This window comes from Acidocella sp. (assembly GCF_013044125.1).
In the GTDB taxonomy this organism is placed as follows: Bacteria; Pseudomonadota; Alphaproteobacteria; order Acetobacterales; family Acetobacteraceae; genus Acidocella.
On record NZ_JABEVC010000017.1, the window covers coordinates 1 to 21489 of the forward strand.

Here is a 21489-nt window from a genome sequence, read left to right on the forward strand (position 1 = left end):
CCCACACCAAAGGCTGCCGGGAATTCGCTGAGCAGCGCCAGCAGCAGGCAGCCGGTGCCGGTGCCAAGGTCCAGCACGCGGGCGGGGGCGATGCCCAGGGCCAGCACGGCTTCCACCAAGGTCTCGGTATCGGGGCGGGGGATGAGCGTAGCGGGGGAGACGGCGAAGTTGAGCCCCCAGAACTCCTTGCGGCCGAGAATATAGGCCAGCGGTTCGCGCGCGGCGCGCCGGTCCACTAGCGGTTCGAAGCGTTCCGGGGTCACCTCGTCCAGCAACAACAATCTGGCGGCGGTAATGCCCTCGGCCGCCGCCAGCAGCAGCCGCGCCTCGCGCCGGGGTTCCTCGATGCCAGCCTGGGCCAACCGCGCCGCAATTGCGGCAAGCGCTTGCGCCGTGGGGATCACTGGTTGTCCGCCGCCAGGCGCGCCGCCTGGTCCTCGGCGATCAGCGCGTCGATGATGTCATCCATTTCGCCCTGCATGATGCGGTCGATCTTGTGCAGGGTGAGGTTGATGCGATGATCGGTGACGCGGCCCTGCGGGAAGTTGTAGGTGCGGATGCGCTCGGAGCGGTCGCCGGTGCCGACCTGGGATTTCCGGTCCGCCGCGCGGGTGGCATGGAGCGAGGAACGCTGCTGCTCATACATGCGCGCGCGCAAAATCTTCATCGCCTTGGCTTTGTTTTTGTGCTGGCTGCGCTCCTCTTGCATGGCCACCACGATGCCTGTCGGAATATGCGTGATGCGCACGGCGGATTCGGTTTTGTTCACATGCTGGCCGCCCGCACCCGAGGCGCGGTAGACATCGATGCGCAGATCGCTCTCATTAACCTCGACATCCACCTCCTCGGCTTCCGGCAGCACTGCGACCGTTACGGTGGATGTATGGATGCGCCCTTGTGTTTCAGTCGCGGGAACGCGCTGCACGCGGTGCACGCCGGATTCAAACTTTAGCTTGGAGAACACTGATTTGCCGGTAATCTCGGCAATGCCCTCCTTCAACCCGCCAAGCTCGTTCTCGCCATATTCCATGACCTCGAATTTATAGCCGTGCAGGCCGGAATATTTCTGGTAGGCCTGGAAGAGTTCGGCTGCGAACAGGGCAGCTTCATCGCCACCCGCCGCCGGGCGGATTTCCAGAATGGCCGAGCGGTCGTCCATTTCATCCTTGGGCAACAGCGCCAGGCGCAGCGCCATTTCCAGTTCGGGGATCTGCTGCTTCAAATCTTCCAGCTCAGCGGCGGCCAGTTCCTTCATCTCCGGGTCGGCCAGCATGGTTTGCGCCTCAGCCTGGGCCTGCTCGGCGGCGCGCAGTTCGGCGATGCGCTCCTCGATTGGTTGCAGCTCGGAGAGTTCCTTCGAGGCTTTCACGAACGCATCGCCCGCCAGCGTGCCGGAGAGCATGAAGCGCAGCTCCTCGGCGCGCGAGAGAATACGATCGAGCTTGTGGTCAAAACTCATGAACGCAACAGCCCCGGCAGGTCGGAGAACAACACATCCTGCTGCGTGCCGTCCGTGAGGTTCTTGAGTTTGATCTCTTCGCCCACCAGCACGGCGAATTTCGCGCCCGATTTATTGGCGCGCTCCAACCGCTTCTTCGCGTTGCCCGCATAGGCGATTTCGGCGGCGATGCCGATGTCGCGCAGGGATTTGAGAATGTTCAAGGCCGTGGCGTGATATGCCTCGTGCATGGGAATGATCGCCGCGGGGCGGTGCAGAATTTCCGGCGCCGCGATGAGCATGGAGAGCCGCTCGATCCCCGCCGCCCAGCCGACGCCCGGCACACTCGGCCCGCCCATCTGTTCGACCAGGCCGTCATAACGCCCGCCCGCCAGCACTGTGCCCTGCGCGCCGAGTGCTGTGGTCACGAATTCAAAGGCGGTGTGGTTGTAATAGTCCAACCCGCGCACGATGCGGGGGTTCTCGGTGAAGGGGACGCCGAAAGCCGTGAGCGCTGACTTCAATCCGTTGTAGAATTCAGCAGCGGCTTGCGAGAGATGATCGTGGATCAGCGGCGCATCGGCGACTAGTTTCTGGTCGCCTTCATCCTTGGAATCCAGGATACGAAGAGGGTTTTTCTCAAGCCGCGTTTTGCTCTCCGTTGAGAGGCCATCGGCATGTTGCGCGAAATAGGCAACCAGCGCGGCGCGGTAATTGTTGCGGGACTCAGCATCGCCCAGCGTATTGATGTGCAGCTCCACGCTCCCGGCGATGCCCAAATCATTGAGAATTTGCCAGCCGGCGGCGATAACTTCCGCATCCGCCAGCGGCGTCGCGGGGCCGAGAAGCTCGACGCCGATCTGATGAAACTGCCGGTAGCGGCCTTTTTGCGGGCGCTCGTAACGGAACATCGGCCCGGCGTAGAAAACCTTTTGCGGCAGGGTTTGCGTGAGGCCCGCGGTAATGAGGGCGCGGCACACGCCAGCGGTGCCCTCGGGGCGCAGGGTCACGGAATCGCCGCCGCGATCCTCGAAAGTATACATCTCCTTGGTCACGACATCGGAGGTTTCCCCCAGCGTGCGCGAGAAGACTTTTGTGTCCTCGAAAATCGGCGTCTGCCATTCGCTGAAGCCATAAAGCGCGGTGACGCGGCGGGCGGTTTCAACAACATGCGCGTGCCGGGCCGCGTCTTCGCCGATGAGATCGCGGGTGCCGCGCACGGGTTGCAGGGGAGGGGCCATGATTTTCAAACCAACCTATAAAATAAAAATGCCGGAGCCAGCAGGCTCCGGTTAAAACGAACGTACTGAAAATGCGGCTACTGCGCGGCGAGTTTGGCCGCGCTCAGCTCCGCTTCCACCTGCGCCGCCTTGGCTTCCACCAGTTCAACAATGTGGTTCACCATGTCGCCACCGTCGATTGTGTGGTCGGTTTTACCGGCCGAGTAGATCATGTGCTTGCCGTTGCCGCCGCCGGTCAGGCCGAGGTCGGTCATCAGCGCCTCGCCGGGGCCGTTGACCACGCAGCCGATGATGGAGAGCGTGATCGGTGTTTTGATATGGGCGAGGCGCTCTTCCAGCGTTTCAACGGTCTTGATGACATTAAAGCCCTGGCGCGCGCAGGAGGGGCAGGAAATGATGCGCACGCCGCGATGGCGGATGCCGAGCGATTTGAGAATATCCCAGCCGACCAGCACTTCTTCCTCGGGTTCCGCCGAGAGCGAGACGCGCATGGTATCGCCCACCCCGGCCCACAGCAGCGAGCCCAGGCCGATGGAGGATTTCACCGTGCCCGCGCGCTTGCTGCCCGCCTCGGTGATGCCGATATGCAGCGGGTGGTCACACACGTCGGCCAGTTGCTGATACGCCGCCACGGCCATGAAAACATCAGATGCCTTCACCGAGATTTTGAACTCGTGGAAGTCGTGATCCTGCAAGATCTTGGCGTGTTCCAGGGCGGATTCCACCAGCGCCTCGGGGTTCGGTTCACCGTATTTCTCCAGCAGGTGTTTCTCCAGGCTGCCCGCGTTCACACCGATGCGCATGGAACAGTTATGGTCGCGCGCGGCCTTAATCACATCGCGCACGCGCTCCGGCGAGCCGATGTTGCCGGGGTTGATGCGCAAACAGGCAGCGCCCGCCTGCGCCGCCTCGATACCGCGCTTGTAGTGGAAATGGATGTCCGCGACGATCGGCACGTTCACCTGGGGGATGATATGTTTAAGCGCCGCCGTGCTTTCCTCATCGGGGCAGGAGACGCGCACGATATCCACCCCCGCGGCCTCGGCGCGCAAAATCTGCGCCACCGTGGCGTCAATGTCGGTGGTGAGCGTATTGGTCATGGTCTGTACGGAGATCGGCGCATCGCCGCCGACCTTCACATTGCCGACGCTGATCTGGCGGGACTTGCGGCGGGTGATCTGCTGATATTCGCGGTAGTTCATAACAATTCCTTCAGTTGGCCGCCGGCGGCGCGGCGGTTTTTGCCGCTGGCGGTGTCAGAGCATAGTTGTGCAACACGGCACCCACAGCGCCCAGAGGCGCGCCGGCCTTGCCGTTGATGGCGATTTCGGTACCCCCGGCGTTGCCCACGGTCATGGTCAGCCCGGCTTCATCAGGAACGGGCCAGCTCTCTCCGGCATGCAGCACCTTGCTGAAGAGTATGTTGCCCGTGGTGTCGCTCACTTCAACCCAGGTGTCGGCGGTGGCGAGAATGACCTGGCCGTTGTCAGGGGTTGCGACGGGGGTTGCGACGGGGGTTGCGGCGGGTTGCGACGGCGGTGTGGCGGCGGGTTGTGCGGTTGATGAGGTGGTGGGTTGTGCCGTCGGAGTAGGTTCTGGCGCTGCCGGTGCAACCGCTACGGCGGGCGCCGCCGCTGGCGTGGCGGGCGTTAGCGTGGCGGGCGTTGGCGTGGCCGGAGAGGCTGGCGGCTTGGGCGGCACGGCGAGCGGCGCGAGTTGCACCGGCACGCTGGGCACCGCGGCAGCCATGCGGCGTTCCTTCTCGGTGTGCAGATACCACAGCCCGTAGCCCGCGAGCAGGAGCACCACGCCGAGCAGCGCAATCGCCCCGGCGGGTACGCCGCGGTCGGGCACGGGGGCCAGGAATTTCAGCTCCGCCGGAGGCAGTTCACCCATGCTCCCGGCATCGCGGAAGCGGCGCAGGATCTCCTCGGGGTCCAGCCCCAGGCTTTGGGCATAGGTGCGAATAAACCCGGTTTGATACGCGGGGCCTGGCAGGGCCCCGAGGTCCCCTCGCTCAATGGCTTCAAGGTAGGGCAGGCGGATGCGCAGCCCCTCGGCCACTTCGGGCAGTTTCCAGCCCAGCCTTTCGCGTACACTACGAAGGCCAGCGCCCACCTGGGCGGCTGGCTGCGGCTGGTCGGTTTGCGTCATGTCGATCCCGGCAATCTCGTTTGGCATTCTGCGGCGCTTTGTATACCGCCCCGGCGCTTTGCGCTACCGCACCGCGTGCAGGGGTTAAACCGGCAGGTTATGTTCGCGCGCCCAGGCGGTCAACGGTTCGCGGATGCTCCCGCCCGCCGCCCCAGCCCGGCGCAATTCGCGCAGCACGGGGCGCAACGCGTTCAGGTCCGTCTCCACCAGCAGCGCCTTCACGGGCAAGATGGCATTGCCGGACATAGAGAGCGTGCGCACGCCCATGGCGGCGAACACCAGCGCGTCCATCGGCCGCCCGGCCGCCTCGCCGCAGATGGAAAGAGGCACCCCGGCCTCGCCGCAAGCCGTGACCAGCCGTTCCAGCATTTCCAGCACGGGGGCGGAGAGCGTGTCGTAGCGCTCGGCCAGTTCGGGCGTTCCACGGTCCGCCGCGAAGAGGAACTGCATGAGATCGTTGGTGCCGACCGAGACGAAATCCGCCTCCGCCAGCAGGCCGGGGAGCTGGAACAACAGGGCGGGCACTTCCAGCATGGTTCCGGCTTCGAGTTTTTCCGGCACCGGGCGGATGCGCGCGGCCTCGGCTTCCAGCAGGTCCCGCGCGGCGCGGAATTCCTCCACCGTGGCGACCATGGGGAACATCACCGAGAGCGGGCGGCCCTGCGCGCCCAGCAGCAGCGCGCGCAGCTGGCGGCGCAAAATCGCCGGGCGGTCCAGCCCCACGCGCAAGGAGCGCCAGCCCATGGCCGGGTTTTCCTCACCCCCGCTGGCCTCGCCGGGGAGCAATTTGTCAGCCCCCAGATCCAGTGTGCGGAACAGCACGGGGCGCCCGCCCGCACGGTCCATCACCCGGGCGTATTCCGCCGCCTGGCCCGCGACGTCAGGGATGCCGCCCGCCGCCAATGCGGCGATTTCCGTGCGGTAAAGCCCGATGCCATCGGCCCCGGTGCGCTCCAGCTGGTCCAGCTCCAGCGCTAGGCCGACATTGAGCATCAGGCTCATCTGGGTGCCGTCGCGGGTGATGGCGGGTAAGTCCCGGTAGGCGGAGAGTGCCGCCGCGCGGACCGAGCGGGCGGCAAGCGCGCGGTCATAAACCTGCAATACCTCTGGTTCCGGGCGCAAAATCAGCGTCGCCCCTTCGGCGTCCAGCAAGGCGTCATCGCCGCCTTGCGCGGCCTCCACCGCGCCGCGTTCCACGGCGAGGGCGGGCAGACCCAGGGCGCGGGCCAGAATCGCGGCGTGCCCGGAGGCGCTGGCTTCCTCGATCGCGACCCCGGCGATGCCGCGCGCGTGCCAGTCCAGAAGGTCTGCCGGGCCAAGGCGGCGTACCAGCAGGAGCATGCCGTCAGCACGCTCGGGCTTGGGCGCCATGCCGCCCAGCGCCACCATCAGGCGGCCGATCATGTCCTCGATGTCGGCCAGTTTCTCGCGCAGGTAAGGATCGGTGATGCGGCGCATGCGTTCGCGCAGATTTTGCGCCACCTTGTCCACGGCGGTTTCGGCGGTCAGCCCGTCGCCGATGGCCTGGCGCACCTGGGCCAGCCACCCGGCGGACTGCGTGACCATGCGGTAGGCGTCCAGCACATCGCGCGGGGCGCTGCCGCCGGGCAGGGTGGAGGTGATCAGCCCGTCCAGGCTTTTGTTGGCGGTCTCCACCGCCTTTTCCAGCCGCGCCAGCTCGGCGGCAGGGTCGTCGGTGAGCAGCTTGGCGATGGGCGGGGAGGCGCCGTAAGGCAGGATTTTGCCGCGCGCGATGCCGGAGGAGAGCACATGCCCTGCGTAACGGCGCGGCAGACGGGCGGAGAAGCCTTCCTCGGATAGATCCGTCGCCCCCGCGCGCGCCAGGATTTCCGCCAGCAGCATGGCCACGGTGGCCACCACCTCGACCTCAACCGGGGCGAACACCCGGGCCTCGCGCGACATCATCGCGATGACGCCGAGAATCCGCCCCGCGCGTTTCACCGGCATGGCCAGCGTGGAGGCAAACGCCTCCTCGCCCAGCTCGGCGCGGTAGACATAGCGCGGGTGGTTCTGCGCATCAGGCAGGTTCAGCGAGTCGCCGGAGGCCGCGACCATGCCGATAATGCCCTCGCCCAGGCGCAGGCGCGTATGGCCGACGGCGCTGACATTCAGCCCATGGGTGGCGGCAAGTTCCAGCACTTCGCCAGGCCGGGCGACATAGATGACGCAGGCATCAGCGGGGAGTTCCTGCGCCAGCAACTCGGCGATGTCCGGCAGGCTCGCGGTGCCGGGGGCCAGAGCCTCGCGCAGCCGTGCGAACAAATGCCGGGTATCACCGAACTTGGGTTTTCTGCGCCGGGGCTGCCTGGGCGGAGTCTCGCTGGTCATGCGGCTATCTTGCCATGCAAAAGCGGCAAAAATCAGCCCTGATCAGCAGATTAGAGAAGTTTTTTCTTCCCCAGATTGAAAAAAAATTCAATCCGGGGAAGAGTTTTATCACCTCAGGCCTTCGCCGCGCGCGCCGCCAGCGCCGCCAGTGCCTGCGCCCGCAGATCCGAGAGGATTTCAGCCACCGGCTGAATTTCGGTGACCATGCCGACCGACTGCCCGGCCATGACCGAGCCGTTCTCGATATCGCCGTCGATCACCGCGCGCCGCAGCGCCCCGGCCCAGAAATGCTCGATTTCCAGCTGGGCGGCGTTTTTATCCAGCTCGCCGTCCTGGAATTTTTTAAGCACTTCGGCCTGATGGCGCATGAAACGCTTGGTGCCCTCGTTCACCAGGCCGCGCACCGGGATCACGGGGAAGCGCTCGTCGATCTGCACGGAGGGCAGCGCGTCGCGCGCATTGGCCTTGAGGAAAGCCTGCTTGAAGCTGGGGTGCGCGATGCTCTCCACCGAGGCGGCAAAGCGCGTGCCGAGCTGCGCCCCGGCGGCGCCCATTTCCAGATATCCCAAAATCGCCTCGCCGCGCGCGAGCCCGCCCGCGACGAACACCGGCACCTCACGGATATGCGGCAGAATTTCCTGCGCCAGTACGGTGAGCGAGACCGGGCCGATATGCCCGCCCGCCTCGGAACCCTCGATCACCAGCGCGTCCACACCCGATTTCACGAAACGTTTGGCCAGCACCAGCGCCGGGGCGAAGGCGACGACCTTGGCCCCACCGTCCTTGGCCGCGCGGATGGCGGGGCCGGGGGGAATGCCGCCGGCAAAGACGATATGCGTGACCTTGGCGCGCAGGCAGATCTGCACCAGCTCGTCGAGCTGCGGGTGCATGGTGATCAGGTTCACGCCAAAGGGTTTGTCCGTCATCGCCTGGGTGGCGGCGATCTCGGCCTCCAGCAGGGCCGGCGGCATCGCGCCGCAGGCGATGACGCCAAACCCGCCCGCGTTGGAGATGGCCGAGACCAGGTGACGCTCGGAGATCCAGCTCATCGCACCGGCCATGATGGCGTGTTCCGTGCCGAGGAAGGCGGCGCCGCGGGCCTGCAGGGCGGCGTATTCGCCCGCCGCGTCATGCGTGCAATTATGCATCGAGTTCATACGCCGTGTGCAGCGCGCGCACCGCCAATTCGGTATATTCGGCGGCCACCAGCACGCTTACCTTGATCTCGCTGGTGGAGATCACCAGGATATTGATACCGCGCGCGGCCAGGGTGCGGAACATGGTGCCCGCAACACCAGCATGGCTGCGCATTCCCACGCCGACCACGGAGATTTTGGCAACGTTCGGGTCGGTGGAGATTTCGGCGTAGCCGATTTCCTGGCGGGCCTGCTCCAGCACCGCGATGGTGCGCGGCAGGTCGGTCTTGCCGACCGTGAAGGTCATATCCGTCGTGCCGTCGGCGGAGACGTTCTGCACGATCATATCGACGTTGATATGCGCCTCGGCCAGCGGCACGAAAATGGCGGCGGCAACGCCGGGGCGGTCTGGCACCCGGCGCACCGTTACCTTGGCTTCATCGCGCGAATAGGCGATCCCTGCGACAATTTCCTGTTCCACAACTTCATCCTCATCAACAACCATGGTGCCGGGCGCATCGGTAAAGCTGGAGAGCACCTGCACCCGCACATGCTCCTTCATCGCCAGTTCCACTGAGCGCGTCTGCAGCACTTTCGCGCCCACGGAGGCCAGTTCCAGCATTTCCTCGTAGGTGATCTTGGTCAGCTTGCGCGCGCCGGGAACGATTCGCGGGTCGGTGGTGTAGACCCCGTCCACATCGGTATAAATATCGCAGCGGTCCGCCTTCAGCGCCGCCGCCAGGGCGACCGCCGAGGTATCGGAGCCGCCGCGGCCCAAGGTTGTCACCCGGTTGTCCGGGCCGATGCCCTGGAACCCGGCGACCACGGGGATCTGCCCCTGTTTCATACGTTCGACCAGCTCTTCGGCCTCGATCGAGTTGATCCGCGCTTTGCCGTGCTGGCCATCGGTTTCCACCGCGATCTGCCAACCCATCCAGCTGCGCGCATCCATGCCCAGGTTTTGCAGGGCGATCGCGGTGAGCCCCGCGGTCACCTGCTCGCCGGTCGCAACCACGGTGTCATACTCGCGCGCATCGAACAGCGGGGAGAGCTTCTGGCACCAGTCCACCAGCTGGTTGGTGGCGCCCGACATGGCGGAAACCACCACGGCCACCTCGTTGCCCTTGTCGGCCTCCGCCTTCACCCGCTGGGCGACATTGCGGATACGGTCCAGGTCGGCGACGGAGGTGCCGCCGAATTTCATCACGATACGCGCCATACATATGTCCCTTGTGGAAAACCGGCCGGGGCGTCACATACCGGTCACAGGAGAATTCGGCAATGCAGGGCAGTTCGGTCAGACCAGAAGAAATCGCTCTTTTCGACGATTTGGCGGCGCGCTGGTGGGATCCGGCCGGGCCGATGCGGCCTTTGCACATGATGAACCCGCCACGCGCGGCCTGGGTGCTGGAGCGGGTGGCGCGGCATTTTCCCGGCCCGGTGCGGGTGCTCGATGCCGGGTGCGGCGCCGGTCTGCTCTCCGAGTCTCTCGCCAGGGCGGGGCATGAGGTGCTGGGGCTGGACGCCGGCGCCGAGGTGATTGCCGCGGCGGAGGCGCATGCGGCCGGGCAGGGGCTGGCGCTTAGCTACCGCAACGCCACCGCGGAGGCTCTGCTGGCCGAGGGACGCAAATTCCCGGTCATCACCGCGTTGGAGGTGCTTGAGCATGTGGCCGGGCCGGGTGAGTTCATCGCCACGCTGGCGGCGCTGCTGGAGCCGGGCGGGTTGTTGTTCGTCTCGACCATGGACCGCAGCCGGAAATCCTTCCTGGTGGCCAAGCTGGGGGCGGAATATCTGCTGCGCATGCTCCCCGTCGGCACTCACACCTGGCGCCAGTTCGTCACCCCGGCGGAGCTGGGCGGGCACTGCCGCGCCGCAGGCTTGCGCCTGTGCGACACGGCGGGGATTTCCTTCGCGCCGCTGGCCGGGGGGTTCCGCATTTCGCGCGATACCTCGGTGAATTACATCGCCATGGCGCAGGCGGGTTGAGGGCGCGGGACTATTCGCGGGCTATTGAAACGCGGGCTATTGAAACGCGGGCTATTGAAACTTGATGCCGCGCAGGCTGGCCCGCTTGCGCCATTGCCGCAAAAAATCCATCAGCTGCCGCCAGGGGCGGGTGATTTCCCAAAGGATCTTGCCCGGCAACCCTCGCTTCGCGGCAAGGTCCTTGCTGGTCTGGATTGAACTTTGAAATTCGCCCTCGGGCTGGCTGTGCGTGGCCTTTTGCAATTGCATGCACAAGGCCGGGTCCAGTTGCAAAACGCTCAACCCCGCCACGATGGTGGGAACATCGAACAGCAGATGGTCCACCGGGCGCGCCGGCCGGGCCGCATGGGCCAGCATTTTTTGCGCCCCCTGGCGGCTCAGCACATATCCCGCGGCGCCGAGATGGGTTGAGTACAAGCGCCCAAGCGCGCGCCCCCGGCACGGCTGAAGCTGCCGGGAGATCAGCGCCTTCTTCGCAAAGGTCTCGATTTTTACAACATCGCAACCCTCCGGGACCCAGCCCGCATCCGCCATGAAAGCGGAGAAATCCGGGCTCAGGAGCACGTCGTCCTCCAGGATGCAGGCGTGCGAGGCGCCGCTCTCCAGGAGTTTTTGCCAGGCGGCGGCATGGCTGGCGGCGCAGGCGCGTTCAAACCGGGTCATATCCTCAAAACGCAGGGGGAGTTTATGGCGGTGCGCAGGCCCGCCGGTGCATGCGGCCTCCACGGCGGCAATCCGCTCAAAATCCACATCGCCAAGCACATCACGCATCCGCGCCAGGCGCTGCGTGTGCCGGTCCAGGTTGATGACGTAAACGCGCAAGGATTCCCCCTTTTCAGCCTGGCTTGTGCGCGAAAAGCGCGGCGATTCTGGCCGGGTCCACGTCTTCGATCAGCGGCGGCTGCCATTTGGGGGATTTGTCCTTGTCCACCAGCAGCGCGCGCACCCCCTCGATGAATTCCGCACTCATCGCGACCTGGCACACCAGATGATATTCCGCCGCGAGACAGCCGCGCAGGTCTTGCGCCGCGCCGCGCCGGATGATCTCGAAGCTCCAATGGATGGAGCTTGGCGAATGCGCGCGCAGCTGCGCCAGGGCCGCCTTGGCGAAGGCGCTGCCATCGGCCTCCAGCGCCGCCACGATCGCGCTGACGCTGTCCTGGCTGAAGGCCCGGTCGATAAGTTCCCGTTCGGCGGCCAGGGTAAAGGGCGGCAGGGGGGCGGCGTATTCTGCCACCGCCGCCGCGCCGTCGCGCACGATGGCATCGCACAATTCGGGGATGCGCCCGCTTGGCACATAATGCGTGGCAAAACCGGCGTGCACCGCATCAGCGCCGTGCACCCGCGCGCCGGTAAGGCCGAGATACATGCCAAGCGCCCCCGGCATGCGCGGCAGCACATAGCTGGCGCCAACATCGGGGAACAGCGCGATCCCGGTCTCAGGCATGGCAAGCAGCGCGTTCTCGGTGGCGATGCGGTGGCTGCCGTGCGCCGAAATGCCGACCCCGCCGCCCATGCAAAGCCCGTTGATGATCGCGATATAGGGTTTGCGCAGATCGGCGATGGCCTGGTTCATCGCGTATTCCTGCCCGAAGAAGCTTTCCGCGATGCTGGCATCACCCGCGACCGCGCCGGCATGCAGCATCCGCACATCGCCGCCCGAGCAGAACCAGCGCTCCAGCGTATCCACCAGGATGACATGCACCGCCGGATCGGCGCCGAAATCCTCCAGCGCGGCGCGAATTGTCTTCACCATGTCTAAATTGAGCGCGTTGAACGCCTTTGGTCTGTTCAACCGGATGCGTCCTGCTCTACCCTCACGCCAGACCTGAACCTCACGATCCATTCTTCGATCTCCCAAAAGCGATTTTCCGGAGCAGTACAGAATGTTTCGTCTAAGACAAGGGGATGCGATGGCGGAGTTTTTCTCTGACGAACGCAAAAGCCCGGAGGCTTCCCTCTGGGCGGTGGTGGCGATGAGCGGGCGGGTAATCCGCATCGCCGAGGTTTACGCCAGCCGCAGCGCCGCCCTGGCGGACAAAACCTGGCGCGAGGCGCAGGTACGCGCCTATGCCGGATTTTTGGAGTCATCGGCCCAGCCCACGCCGGTTTATGCTGTCAAACCCATCCGCCGGACTGATTTACCCCGCCGCTGGAAGCCGCTTCCCGCGCTGGGGTTCCTGAATGGAAGGCTGTAGAATGAACGAGTTCCGCGTTGAACGTGATAGTCTTGGCGAGGTTCGTGTTCCCGCCGCCCGGCTTTGGGGCGCGCAGACCCAGCGCAGCATCGAGAATTTTCCCATCGGGCGGCGTGATTATATCTGGGGGAGGGAGGTCATCCGCGGTTTTGGCATCCTCAAAAAGGCCTGCGCCCTGGCCAACCAGGCGCTGGGCCAGATGGCGGCGGAGAAGGCAGCACTCATCGTGCGGGCGGCGGAGGAGGTGATATCGGGCCAATGGGACGAGGAATTCCCCCTGGTCGTGTTCCAGACTGGCTCGGGCACCCAGAGCAACATGAACGCCAACGAGGTCATCGCCAACCGCGCCATCCAGCTCGCCGGCGGGGTTCTGGGCAGCAAAAAGCCGATCGACCCCAACGATGACGTCAATCATTCGCAATCCTCCAACGATACCTTCCCCACGGTGATGCACATTGCCGCCGCCGAGGTGATCGAGACCCTGCTTCTGCCCGCCGTGGCGGCGCTGGTGGCCGTATTCGAGGCCAAAAGCCTCGCCTTCGCCGATGTGGTGATGACCGGGCGCACCCATTTGCAGGATGCCACGCCGGTGACGCTGGGGCAGGTCATCTCCGGCTGGGCGGCGCAGCTGGATGCGGCGATGTCGGGTATCCGCGCCACGCTGCCGGGGCTCTATGAGCTCGCCATCGGCGGCACGGCGGTTGGCACCGGCTTGAACGCCCACCCGAATTTCGGTGCGGTGGCGGCGGAATTCATCGCGCTGGAGACCGGAAGACACTTCCGCACCGCGCATAACAAATTCGCGGCCCTCTCGGCGCATGACGCCATGGTGGCCGCCTCGGGGAGTCTGCGCGTGCTGGCCGGCGCGGCGATGAAAATCGCCAACGATGTCCGCTGGTATGCCTCCGGCCCGCGCACCGGCATCGGCGAGTTGCTCATCCCCGAGAATGAGCCCGGCTCTTCCATCATGCCCGGCAAGATCAACCCCACCCAGAGCGAGGCGCTGACAATGGTGGCCGTGCAGGTGTTCGGCAACGACCATGCGGTGGCCTTCGCGGGTAGCCAGGGCAATTTTCAGCTCAACGTGTTCAAGCCGGTGATGCTGCATAATTTGCTCGATTCGGCGCGGCTGCTGGCCGAGGCGCTAGGCGCCTTCAACACGCATTGCGCGGCGGGCATCGAGCCCGCCTACGGGAAAATCGCCGAAAACCTTACAAAAAACCTCATGCTCGTCACCGCGCTCAACCCGCACATCGGCTACGCGGCGGCGGCCAAGGTGGCGCTCAAGGCCCATCATGAGGGACTCTCGCTGCGCGCCGCGGCCCTGGCCCTGGGGGCCACCACGGCTGAGCAGTTCGACGCTTGGGTGAAGCCGGAGGAGATGACCCGGCCGCTGCGCCTGGAGGACTGAAGCCAGCGGCACTTGCTTTCCGGCGGCGGCGTCTGCATCTAATGCCGCAGAACTCCGGTGCCCCACGGCACCCCCTTTAACGAAAGACCCGAATGATGGATGGCGGCGCCGAATCACGGCGGATAACAATACACCGGCCAGAGGATTTTGTCCCGATGCGCGCGGCGGGCCTGCTGGCCGCCCAGACTCTGGACATGATCGGCCCGCATGTGGTTCCCGGGGTTACCACGGAGGAGCTTAACACCCTCTGCCATAATTTCATTGTGGCGCATGGGGCCGTTCCGGCGCCGCTCAACTATCGCGGTTTCCCAAAGTCGATCTGTACCTCCATCAACCATGTCGTCTGCCACGGCATTCCGGGCGAGAAAAAGCTGCTCGACGGGGACATCGTCAACATCGACGTCACCGTGATCCTGGACGGCTGGTACGGCGATTCCAGCCGCATGTATGTCGCAGGCACAGCCAGCACCCGCGCGCGGCGGCTGATCGAGGTGACCTATGAGGCGTTGATGCGCGGGATTGCCGCGGTCAAACCCGGCGCCACCTTTGGCGATATCGGCTATGCCATCCAATCCTATGTCGAGGCGCAGCGCTTTACCGTGGTGCGCGATTTCTGCGGCCACGGCATCGGCCGTAATTTCCATGAGCCGCCCAACGTGCTGCATTTCGGCCGCAGAGGAGATGGCCCGGTGCTTAAGCCCGGCATGTTCTTCACCATCGAGCCCATGGTCAACGTGGGCCGCCCGGAGGTGAAGGTGCTGGATGATGGGTGGACAGCGGTCACGCGCGACCGTTCACTCTCGGCGCAGTTTGAACACATGATCGGCGTGACCGAAACCGGTCATGAGATTTTTACCCTCTCACCGAAGGGCTACACGGTTCCGCCTTATGCCTGATAAAACCGCCAGGGCATAAAAAAAGGCCAAGGATTTTGTCCCTGGCCTTTTTGCGTGGCGGTTAAGCTCCGGCGGGGTCAATCCACCCCACATGCCCGTCAGGGCGGCGATACACCACATTCAGGTGGCCGTTTTTGGAGTTGCGGAACATCAGCACCTGCTGAAACGCCAGGTCCATGCGCATCACCGCGTCGCGCACGGTCAGCGACTCAATGGTCGCATCGGATTCGGCGATGATGGTGGCGTGCAGCGCCTCGGCTTCGGTTTGCGCCTCTGCCTGTTTTTCAATCTCCGCCGGCGCTTCGGCTTGCAGCACATATTGCCGCCCGGCCTCGGGCTTCGCGCGGTTTCCGGCATCGCGCGCGTGTTCGGAGACGCGGCGCCGGTAGCGGCGCAGACGGGTGGCGATATGCTCGGCCGCATCGTCGAAGGCGGCATGCGCGTCGCCGGCCTCACCCTCGCCGCGCACGGTAATGCCGCGGCCCGCATGCACGTTGATATCGCAGGTAAAGAAACTTCGCGCCTTACTGAATGTAACGTGCGCCTCCAGCGCCTGGTCAAAATATTTATGGGTAATGACATCCAGATGCGTTGCCACATGCGTGCGCAGTGCATCAGAGAGGTCAACTTGTTTGCCAGAGACCGTCAATTGCATGGTCTTCTCCCGAACCTAATCAGACTCGTAGTCCAAAGGGTCACCCATTAACCCCCTAGGCGGGCATTTTGTCCCGCTTGCGCTGCGCCGAGCCAGGTATACGCAACGCTTCTCTGTATTTGGCCACGGTCCGCCGTGCTATGTCTATGCCTTCCTTTTGTAATATTGCCGCGAGCGCGTCATCGGAGAGAATATTTTTCGGATTTTCTCCCGAAATGAGGGCTTGTACGCGGTGGCGGACCGTCTCGGCGCTATGGGTTTGGCCGTTTGCGCCGGTCAGGGCGGTGGTAAAGAAAAATTTCAACTCAAAGATACCGCGCGGGGTGGCGATGGATTTATTCGAGGTCACGCGGCTGATCGTGCTCTCGTGCAACTCCACCTCGGCGGCAATGTCGCGCAGGGTGAGCGGGCGCAAATGGCTGATGCCATGGGCGAAAAAGCCCTCCTGCCGGCGCACGATCTCGGCCGAGACCCTCAGAATTGTCTGCGCGCGCGACTCCAGCGCCTTCACCAGCCAGGTCGCGCTTTGCAGTTGCTCTGAGAGAAACGCCTTTGTCTCGCGCGAGGCCGATACCGCCAGCCGCGCCTGGAAGCCGCGGCGGATGAGCAGCCTGGGCATGGTCTCGGGGTTGATCTCGAGCGTCCAGTCATTCGTACCATCGGCCTGCACGGGCAGCGCGCGCATCAATACATCGGGGATGAGCGGGCGCAGCGGCTCAGCCTCGAAACGCGCGCCGGGCTTGGGGTCCAGGCGCTTCAGTTCGGCCACCATGCCAGCCAGGTCCTCAGCATCCACCCCGCAGACCAGTTGCAGGCCGCGCATGTCCCGCCGGGCCAGCATTTCCAGGTTGGCGAGCAGCGCCGCCATCGCCGGGTCGAACCGGTTTTTCTCTTCCAGCTGCACGCGCAGGCACTCCACCAGGTCGCGCGCGAACACGCCCACGGGGTCAAACCGCAGCATGATCGCGCGGACTGCCTCCAACTGTTCCAGGCTGACCCCAAGCGTCGCCGCCATCTGTTCCGGCGGGTCGGAAATCCGCCCGGCGCCGTCCAGCACTGCGATCAGCGCCGCGGCGATCACCCGCTCGCGCATGGTGGAAAACGCAAGGCGCGCCTGCTGCTCCAAATGCTCGCGCAGGCTGGGCCCTTTGGCACCCAGCGCGTCGATGGCGTTCCAGTCCTCGCCATCGTCATGCCCGCCGCCGCCGTAGGCGCCATCCGCGCCAGTGCCTGCATCGTAAGTGTTGCTGACATCGATATCCAGCGGCGCATCCTCAGCGCCCGGCATCATGCCCGAGCTGGCAAAACTCGTGGCATCGGGCGGTTCGGCGGCCACCGGCGCGGGCAAATCAGGTTCGGCCGTGCTCCCCGGATCAGCGCCCTCGGCCCGCTCCAGCAGCGGGTTCTTCAGCAGCTCATCCTCAATGAACTGGCTCGCCTCGATATTGGAATATTGCAGCAACTGAATGGCCTGGCGCAGCTGCGGCGTCATCACCAAGGATTGCGATTGCCGCAGATCAAGCCTTGGGGCAAAAGAGGGGCGTGCAGCAAAAGAGGGGCCAAGTGCCATGCATGCAGATTAACGCAAGTTTGCGGTGTATCCAAGAGAATTTGGCACAAAAAATGCATAAAATTGTTGCATTTTCGCATGGCGGTTGCGGCGGCACGGCGCGGCGTGGCACATACAGCCTATGGACAGGCGCACACTCCTAACAGGTATTTCTCTCTCCCTGGCCCTGCCGGGGTTGGCGCGGGCAGCGGATTTTTCCGCCTTTCTGGCGGCGTTACGCACCCGCGCGCTGGCGGCGGGCATTCCTGCGGCCATTGTCGCGCAGACCACGCGGCATCTGGCGCCCAACGCGGACATATTGAAGCTCGATCATCATCAGGCGGAATTCACCGAGACATGGGCGGAATACTCCTCTCATGTGCTGAGCCATGCGCGCCTGCAGGCCGGTGCGGCAAAGGCCGCGCAATCGCGCAATCTGCTCGCCGCTGTGACCAGCCGCTTTGGCGTGGGGGCGCAACCTCTGCTCGGCATCTGGGGAATCGAGACCAATTACGGCGCCAACCAGGGCGATTTTGGCGTGATCGACGCACTCACCACCCTGGCCTGGGACCGCAACAGCCGCTTTTTCGGCGGCCAGGCCATTGATGCGATGCGCATTGTCGCCAGAGGCGCCGCCCCGGCCGCAAGGCTCATCGGCTCTTACGCGGGGGCCATGGGCCAGCCGCAGTTCATGCCTGGCGTTTATCTCTCCACAGCGGTCTCTTTTTCCGGCAACGGCCATCCGGACATCTGGCATTCCGACGCGGATACCCTGGCTTCAATGGCGAATTATCTGCGCAAATACGGATGGCAGCCGGAGTTGCCGTCCTCCGAGCCGGTGTTCGCGCCGGGGCTGGACCCCGCGCAAACCGGGCGCGACGTGGTGCGCAGCCTCGATGACTGGCGGCGCGCCGGGGTGCAGCGCCTGCCGGGTGCGCCCGCGCTGCCCGGCGATACCCGGGCGGCTGTGCTGCTGCCAGACGGCGCGGGTGGCGAGGCTTTTCTGATTTACGCGAATTTTAATGTGATAAGGCGCTATAATGCTTCTGATTTTTACGCATTGGCCGTCGGCGCGCTGGGGCGCATGGTGCTGAGTGCATGATTAACCGCTACATTCTCGGCATTTTCGCGGCCCTCTCCAGTTGCGCGCACCAGAACGCGGGCCCGCCGCCGGGGCCGGTGAGCTTTACCATCGGCAATCCGTACCAGGCGGGCGGGGAGTGGCGCTACCCGCGCGATTATAACAGCTATGACGTTACCGGTCTGTCGACCGTGATCGGCCCCAACGCGCCCGCCTATACCGCCGACAACGAGGCCTATGACGCCGATGCCCTGGCAGCGGCCAGCCCGGTGTTGCAATTGCCCTGCATTGTCACCATCACCAATCTGGTTAACGGCCATGCGGTGGAGGTGCGCGTGAACGGCCGTGGGCCGGATATTCCCGGCCGGATCATCGCCGTTACCCCGCGCGTGGCCAAGCTGCTGGACTATCCGCGGGGCGGGGTGGTGGAGGTGGAGGTGAAGCTGAACACCACGGCAACCGCCGCGCTGGATAGCGCGCTGGGCCAGGGTCCGAAGATGACCGCCGCGCCGGAGGCCGGGATCACCGCGCAGAGCCTCGGCCCGCCGGGTTCCGCCGCGGCCGGCGGCACGCAGAACCTTACCCCCGCGGCCGTCAGCAGCTCAGCCGCGCCTGCTGTGCAGCTGAACGGCGAAATTAGCGTCAGCGCGCCCTCGCCGGGGCCGCTGTTCGTGCAGATTCCCGGCTTTGGCCGCCCGTGGGATGCACACCAGGCCGCGCAGCGCCTGGGCGGGATGCCCACGCGGATTGTTCCCGAGTTTGGCGGTGACCGCACGCTTTATGCTGTAAACATAGGGCCTTACCATTCTGTCGCGGATGCTGACGCGGCGCTGAAACAGGTGCTGGACCAGGGCGTCCCCGATCCTGAGATCATCGTGCGGTGAGCGCGTTGAGGGGAAATGCGCGGTGAGCACGTTGGGGGAAAATGTGCGGTGAGCACGTTGGGGGAAAATGTGCGGTGAGCACGCGCCACGGTGTTTTCATCACGCTGGAGGGCGGGGAGGGGGTTGGCAAATCCACCGCCGCCCTGCGCCTGACTGCGCTGCTGCGCGAGGCGGGGCACGAGGTTGTGGCCACGCGCGAGCCAGGCGGCACGCCGGGGGCTGAGGCAATTCGCGCCCTGCTGCTGAACGCCGACACGGAGCTGACCGCCATGGCCCAGACCATGTTGCATTTTGCCGCCCGCGCGGACCATGTGGCCCGCGTCATCCGCCCGGCGCTGGCGCGCGGCGCGGTGGTGATATGCGACCGCTATTCAGATTCCACCATGGCGTATCAGGCCTACGGCATGGGGGTGGAAATTGGCGCCGTTGCCGCGCTGACGCGGCTGATAGGCCTCACACCTGACATCACATTTATGTTGGAAGTTCCTGAATTTGTTTCAAAATTACGTTTGAATTTGCGCGGCGAAGCCAGTGACCGTTATGAGCGGATGGACGCTGAGGTGATGGCGCGCATCGCCCAGGGGTTCCGCGCCATCGCCGCCGCCGAACCCGCGCGTTGTGTGGTGCTCGACGGCACGGCGCCTCCGGCGGAGGTCGCGGCGCGCATGCGCGGCATCATTCAGGCACGGACGGGACGCTGATGATTGAACCGCGCGCAAATCCGCATTTCAGGGGGCATGAGGCCGCGCTCGCCTCGCTCCACCACGCCGCCGGGGCCGGGCGGCTGCATCACGGCTGGCTCATCTCGGGGCCGCCGGGCATCGGCAAGGCAACGCTGGCCTTCCGCTTCGCCCGTTGGCTGCTGGCGGGGAGCACCAGCGCGGACCTCTCATTGCCGGCCAGTTCCCCGGTGTTCCGCCGGGTGGCGGCCGGCACGCACCCGGATCTGTTCACCGTGGAGCGGCGGCTGAACGATAAAAAAGACCGGTTGCAGTCAGTTATCGTCATCGAGACGGTCCGCGAGGCCATCGGCTTCATGCACCATACGCCGTCAGAGGGCGGCTGGCGGGTGGTGATCGTCGACGGCGCGGAGGATATGAACCCGCAAACCGCCAACGCATTGTTGAAAATGCTGGAGGAGCCGCCCGCGCGGGCGATTCTGCTGCTGGTCACCGCCGCACCGGGGCGCTTGCTGCCGACCATCCGCAGCCGCTGCCGCGCCCTGGCGCTCTCGCCGCTGCCGGAGGGCGATGTGGCGGCGCTGCTGGCTGACTACGCCCCTGAATTGAGTGCAGACGAAAGGGCGCGGCTGGCCGGGCTGGCGGAAGGGAGTATCGGCACGGCGCTGAACCTGGCGGCGCAGGGTGGCGTGGCGCTGGCCGGGCTGGTGGATGAAGTTCTGACCGCGCCGGTTGCCCCCGCGCGGGCGCAATCCATAGCGGACACCATCGCGCGCGCCGTGGAGGGCACCGACCATTTCGAGACCTTCTTCACCCTGCTGCGCACGGCGCTGGCCGGGCGCACCCGCGCCGCCGCCCGCTCCGGCCAGAACCCGGCCCGGCTTGCGGGGGATGTTACGCTCTGGCAGGAGTTGGGGCAGCTTGAACGTGAGACCGCCGGTCTCAATCTTGATAAACGCGCCGCGGTGATCGTGGCGCTCAGCCAGTTGCACAGGTCATGAACAAACAGAAATTTTATATCACCACGCCAATCTATTATGTGAACGGCGCGCCGCATCTTGGCCACGCTTATACCTCGGTCGCCGCCGATGTGCTGGCCCGCTTCAAGCGGCTGGACGGGTTTGACGTGTTTTTCCTCACCGGCACTGACGAGCACGGCCAGAAGGTGGAAGCCGCGGCGCGCGTGGCGGGCGTTGACCCGCAGAGTTTCACCGACAGCGTCTCCGCCGATTTCCAGGACATGGCGCGGCGGATGAATATCTCCAACGATGATTTCATCCGCACCACCGAGGCCCGCCACAAGGCAAGCGCGCAGGCCATATGGCTGAAATTGCAGGAAAATGGAGCCATCTACCTCGGCGCCTATGAGGGCTGGTACGCAGTGCGCGACGAGGCTTTCTACGATGAGGAGGAGCTCACCATCGCGCCGGACGGCACCAAGAAGGCCCCGAGCGGCGCCCCGGTGGAATGGGTGATCGAGCCGTCTTATTTCTTTAAACTCAGCGCTTTTCAGGACAAACTTCTGGCCCATTACGAGGCCAACCAGGATTTCATCGCCCCGCAGGCCAAGCGCAACGAAATCCTCTCCTTCGTGCGCGGCGGCCTTAAGGACCTCTCCATCAGCCGCACCAGCTTCTCCTGGGGCATTCCGGTGCCGGGCGATGAGAAACATGTGATGTACGTCTGGCTGGATGCGCTGGTGAACTACCTCACCGCCGCCGGATACCCTGATCTCACCGGCCCGCGCGGGGGGTATTGGCCGGCCAGCCTGCATCTGGTCGGTAAGGAGATTATCCGCTTCCATGCCGTGTACTGGCCGGCTTTCCTC

General features: G+C 64.9%; 21 protein-coding genes. 9 read left to right on the plus strand and 12 right to left on the minus strand.

All coding sequences use genetic code 11. From position 1 onward, the window contains the following. The 8 genes from HKL97_RS00815 to HKL97_RS00850 form a co-directional block, all read right to left on the minus strand. On the minus strand, positions 1–404 hold a 404-nt coding region (locus HKL97_RS00815), incomplete at its 3' end, for a N5-glutamine methyltransferase family protein (protein ID WP_408820525.1). Continuing rightward, positions 401–1459 carry a peptide chain release factor 1 gene (gene prfA, locus HKL97_RS00820; RefSeq protein ID WP_291421893.1) on the minus strand — a complete coding sequence of 353 codons (1059 nt, stop codon included), beginning with the start codon at positions 1457–1459 and terminating at the stop codon, positions 401–403. The genes prfA and HKL97_RS00815, both read right to left, overlap by 4 nt. After that, positions 1456–2679: a histidine--tRNA ligase gene (hisS, locus tag HKL97_RS00825; protein ID WP_291421895.1), complete on the minus strand. Its 1224-nt coding sequence runs from the start codon at positions 2677–2679 to the stop codon at positions 1456–1458. Before hisS ends, prfA begins: the two co-directional genes overlap by 4 nt. 77 nt (positions 2680–2756) lie before the next feature. Then, positions 2757–3881 carry a flavodoxin-dependent (E)-4-hydroxy-3-methylbut-2-enyl-diphosphate synthase gene (gene ispG / locus HKL97_RS00830; RefSeq protein ID WP_291421897.1) on the minus strand — a complete coding sequence of 375 codons (1125 nt, stop codon included), beginning with the start codon at positions 3879–3881 and terminating at the stop codon, positions 2757–2759. Positions 3882–3891: 10 nt separating this feature from the next. Then, complete coding sequence (locus HKL97_RS00835) at positions 3892–4860, minus strand: helix-turn-helix domain-containing protein (protein ID WP_291421900.1); 969 nt, start codon at positions 4858–4860, stop codon at positions 3892–3894. A gap of 57 nt (positions 4861–4917) precedes the next feature. Further along, complete coding sequence (locus HKL97_RS00840; protein WP_291421902.1) at positions 4918–7182, minus strand: putative PEP-binding protein; 2265 nt, start codon at positions 7180–7182, stop codon at positions 4918–4920. 113 nt (positions 7183–7295) lie between these two features. Continuing rightward, on the minus strand, positions 7296–8339 hold the full coding sequence (locus HKL97_RS00845) for an NAD(P)H-dependent flavin oxidoreductase (protein ID WP_408820527.1): 1044 nt from the start codon (positions 8337–8339) through the stop codon (positions 7296–7298). Next, positions 8323–9537: an aspartate kinase gene (locus HKL97_RS00850; protein WP_291421904.1), complete on the minus strand. Its 1215-nt coding sequence runs from the start codon at positions 9535–9537 to the stop codon at positions 8323–8325. Before HKL97_RS00850 ends, HKL97_RS00845 begins: the two co-directional genes overlap by 17 nt. A 62-nt stretch (positions 9538–9599) precedes the next feature. On the opposite strand from HKL97_RS00850, the gene ubiG reads away from it, so the two are divergent. Further along, positions 9600–10307 (plus strand): bifunctional 2-polyprenyl-6-hydroxyphenol methylase/3-demethylubiquinol 3-O-methyltransferase UbiG, encoded by a 708-nt coding sequence (gene ubiG / locus HKL97_RS00855; protein ID WP_291421906.1) that lies wholly within the window; start codon positions 9600–9602, stop codon positions 10305–10307. Between the two features lie 51 nt (positions 10308–10358). On the opposite strand, the gene HKL97_RS00860 is transcribed toward ubiG, so the two are convergent. Both HKL97_RS00860 and HKL97_RS00865 read right to left on the minus strand, forming a co-directional pair. Further along, positions 10359–11129: a glycosyltransferase family 25 protein gene (locus HKL97_RS00860; protein ID WP_291421909.1), complete on the minus strand. Its 771-nt coding sequence runs from the start codon at positions 11127–11129 to the stop codon at positions 10359–10361. 13 nt (positions 11130–11142) lie between these two features. Next, positions 11143–12153 (minus strand): enoyl-CoA hydratase/isomerase family protein, encoded by a 1011-nt coding sequence (locus tag HKL97_RS00865; protein ID WP_291421910.1) that lies wholly within the window; start codon positions 12151–12153, stop codon positions 11143–11145. A 40-nt stretch (positions 12154–12193) separates the two neighbouring features. Here HKL97_RS00865 and HKL97_RS00870 point away from each other — a divergent pair, with 40 nt between their 5' ends. The 3 genes from HKL97_RS00870 to map all read left to right on the plus strand — a co-directional run bounded on the left by HKL97_RS00870 (position 12194) and on the right by map (position 14812). Next, positions 12194–12505: a hypothetical protein gene (locus HKL97_RS00870; protein ID WP_291421912.1), complete on the plus strand. Its 312-nt coding sequence runs from the start codon at positions 12194–12196 to the stop codon at positions 12503–12505. Between the two features lies 1 nt (position 12506). Beyond that, positions 12507–13916, plus strand: coding sequence for a class II fumarate hydratase (fumC, locus tag HKL97_RS00875; RefSeq protein WP_291421914.1), 1410 nt, complete (start codon positions 12507–12509; stop codon positions 13914–13916). 95 nt (positions 13917–14011) lie between these two features. Further along, positions 14012–14812, plus strand: a complete 801-nt coding sequence (gene map / locus HKL97_RS00880) for a type I methionyl aminopeptidase (protein ID WP_291421932.1) — start codon at positions 14012–14014, stop codon at positions 14810–14812. Between the two features lie 61 nt (positions 14813–14873). On the opposite strand, the gene hpf is transcribed toward map, so the two are convergent. Together hpf and rpoN are read right to left on the minus strand one after the other, a co-directional pair. Next, on the minus strand, positions 14874–15467 hold the full coding sequence (gene hpf, locus HKL97_RS00885) for a ribosome hibernation-promoting factor, HPF/YfiA family (protein ID WP_291421916.1): 594 nt from the start codon (positions 15465–15467) through the stop codon (positions 14874–14876). A 55-nt stretch (positions 15468–15522) separates the two neighbouring features. After that, positions 15523–16959 carry an RNA polymerase factor sigma-54 gene (gene rpoN, locus HKL97_RS00890; RefSeq protein WP_408820530.1) on the minus strand — a complete coding sequence of 479 codons (1437 nt, stop codon included), beginning with the start codon at positions 16957–16959 and terminating at the stop codon, positions 15523–15525. A 199-nt stretch (positions 16960–17158) separates the two neighbouring features. Here rpoN and HKL97_RS00895 point away from each other — a divergent pair, with 199 nt between their 5' ends. The 5 genes from HKL97_RS00895 to HKL97_RS00915 form a co-directional block, all read left to right on the plus strand. Further along, positions 17159–18118 carry a lytic transglycosylase domain-containing protein gene (locus tag HKL97_RS00895; protein WP_291421920.1) on the plus strand — a complete coding sequence of 320 codons (960 nt, stop codon included), beginning with the start codon at positions 17159–17161 and terminating at the stop codon, positions 18116–18118. Further along, positions 18115–18981: an SPOR domain-containing protein gene (locus HKL97_RS00900; RefSeq protein ID WP_291421922.1), complete on the plus strand. Its 867-nt coding sequence runs from the start codon at positions 18115–18117 to the stop codon at positions 18979–18981. Before HKL97_RS00895 ends, HKL97_RS00900 begins: the two co-directional genes overlap by 4 nt. Before the next feature lie 74 nt (positions 18982–19055). Then, positions 19056–19682, plus strand: a complete 627-nt coding sequence (tmk, locus tag HKL97_RS00905) for a dTMP kinase (protein WP_291421924.1) — start codon at positions 19056–19058, stop codon at positions 19680–19682. Further along, the gene (locus tag HKL97_RS00910; RefSeq protein ID WP_291421926.1) at positions 19682–20662 is read left to right on the plus strand and encodes a DNA polymerase III subunit delta'; all 981 of its coding nucleotides are present in this window, start codon (positions 19682–19684) and stop codon (positions 20660–20662) included. Before tmk ends, HKL97_RS00910 begins: the two co-directional genes overlap by 1 nt. After that, a partial coding sequence (locus HKL97_RS00915) for a methionine--tRNA ligase (RefSeq protein WP_291421928.1) occupies positions 20659–21489 on the plus strand: 831 nt, incomplete at its 3' end. The genes HKL97_RS00910 and HKL97_RS00915, both read left to right, overlap by 4 nt.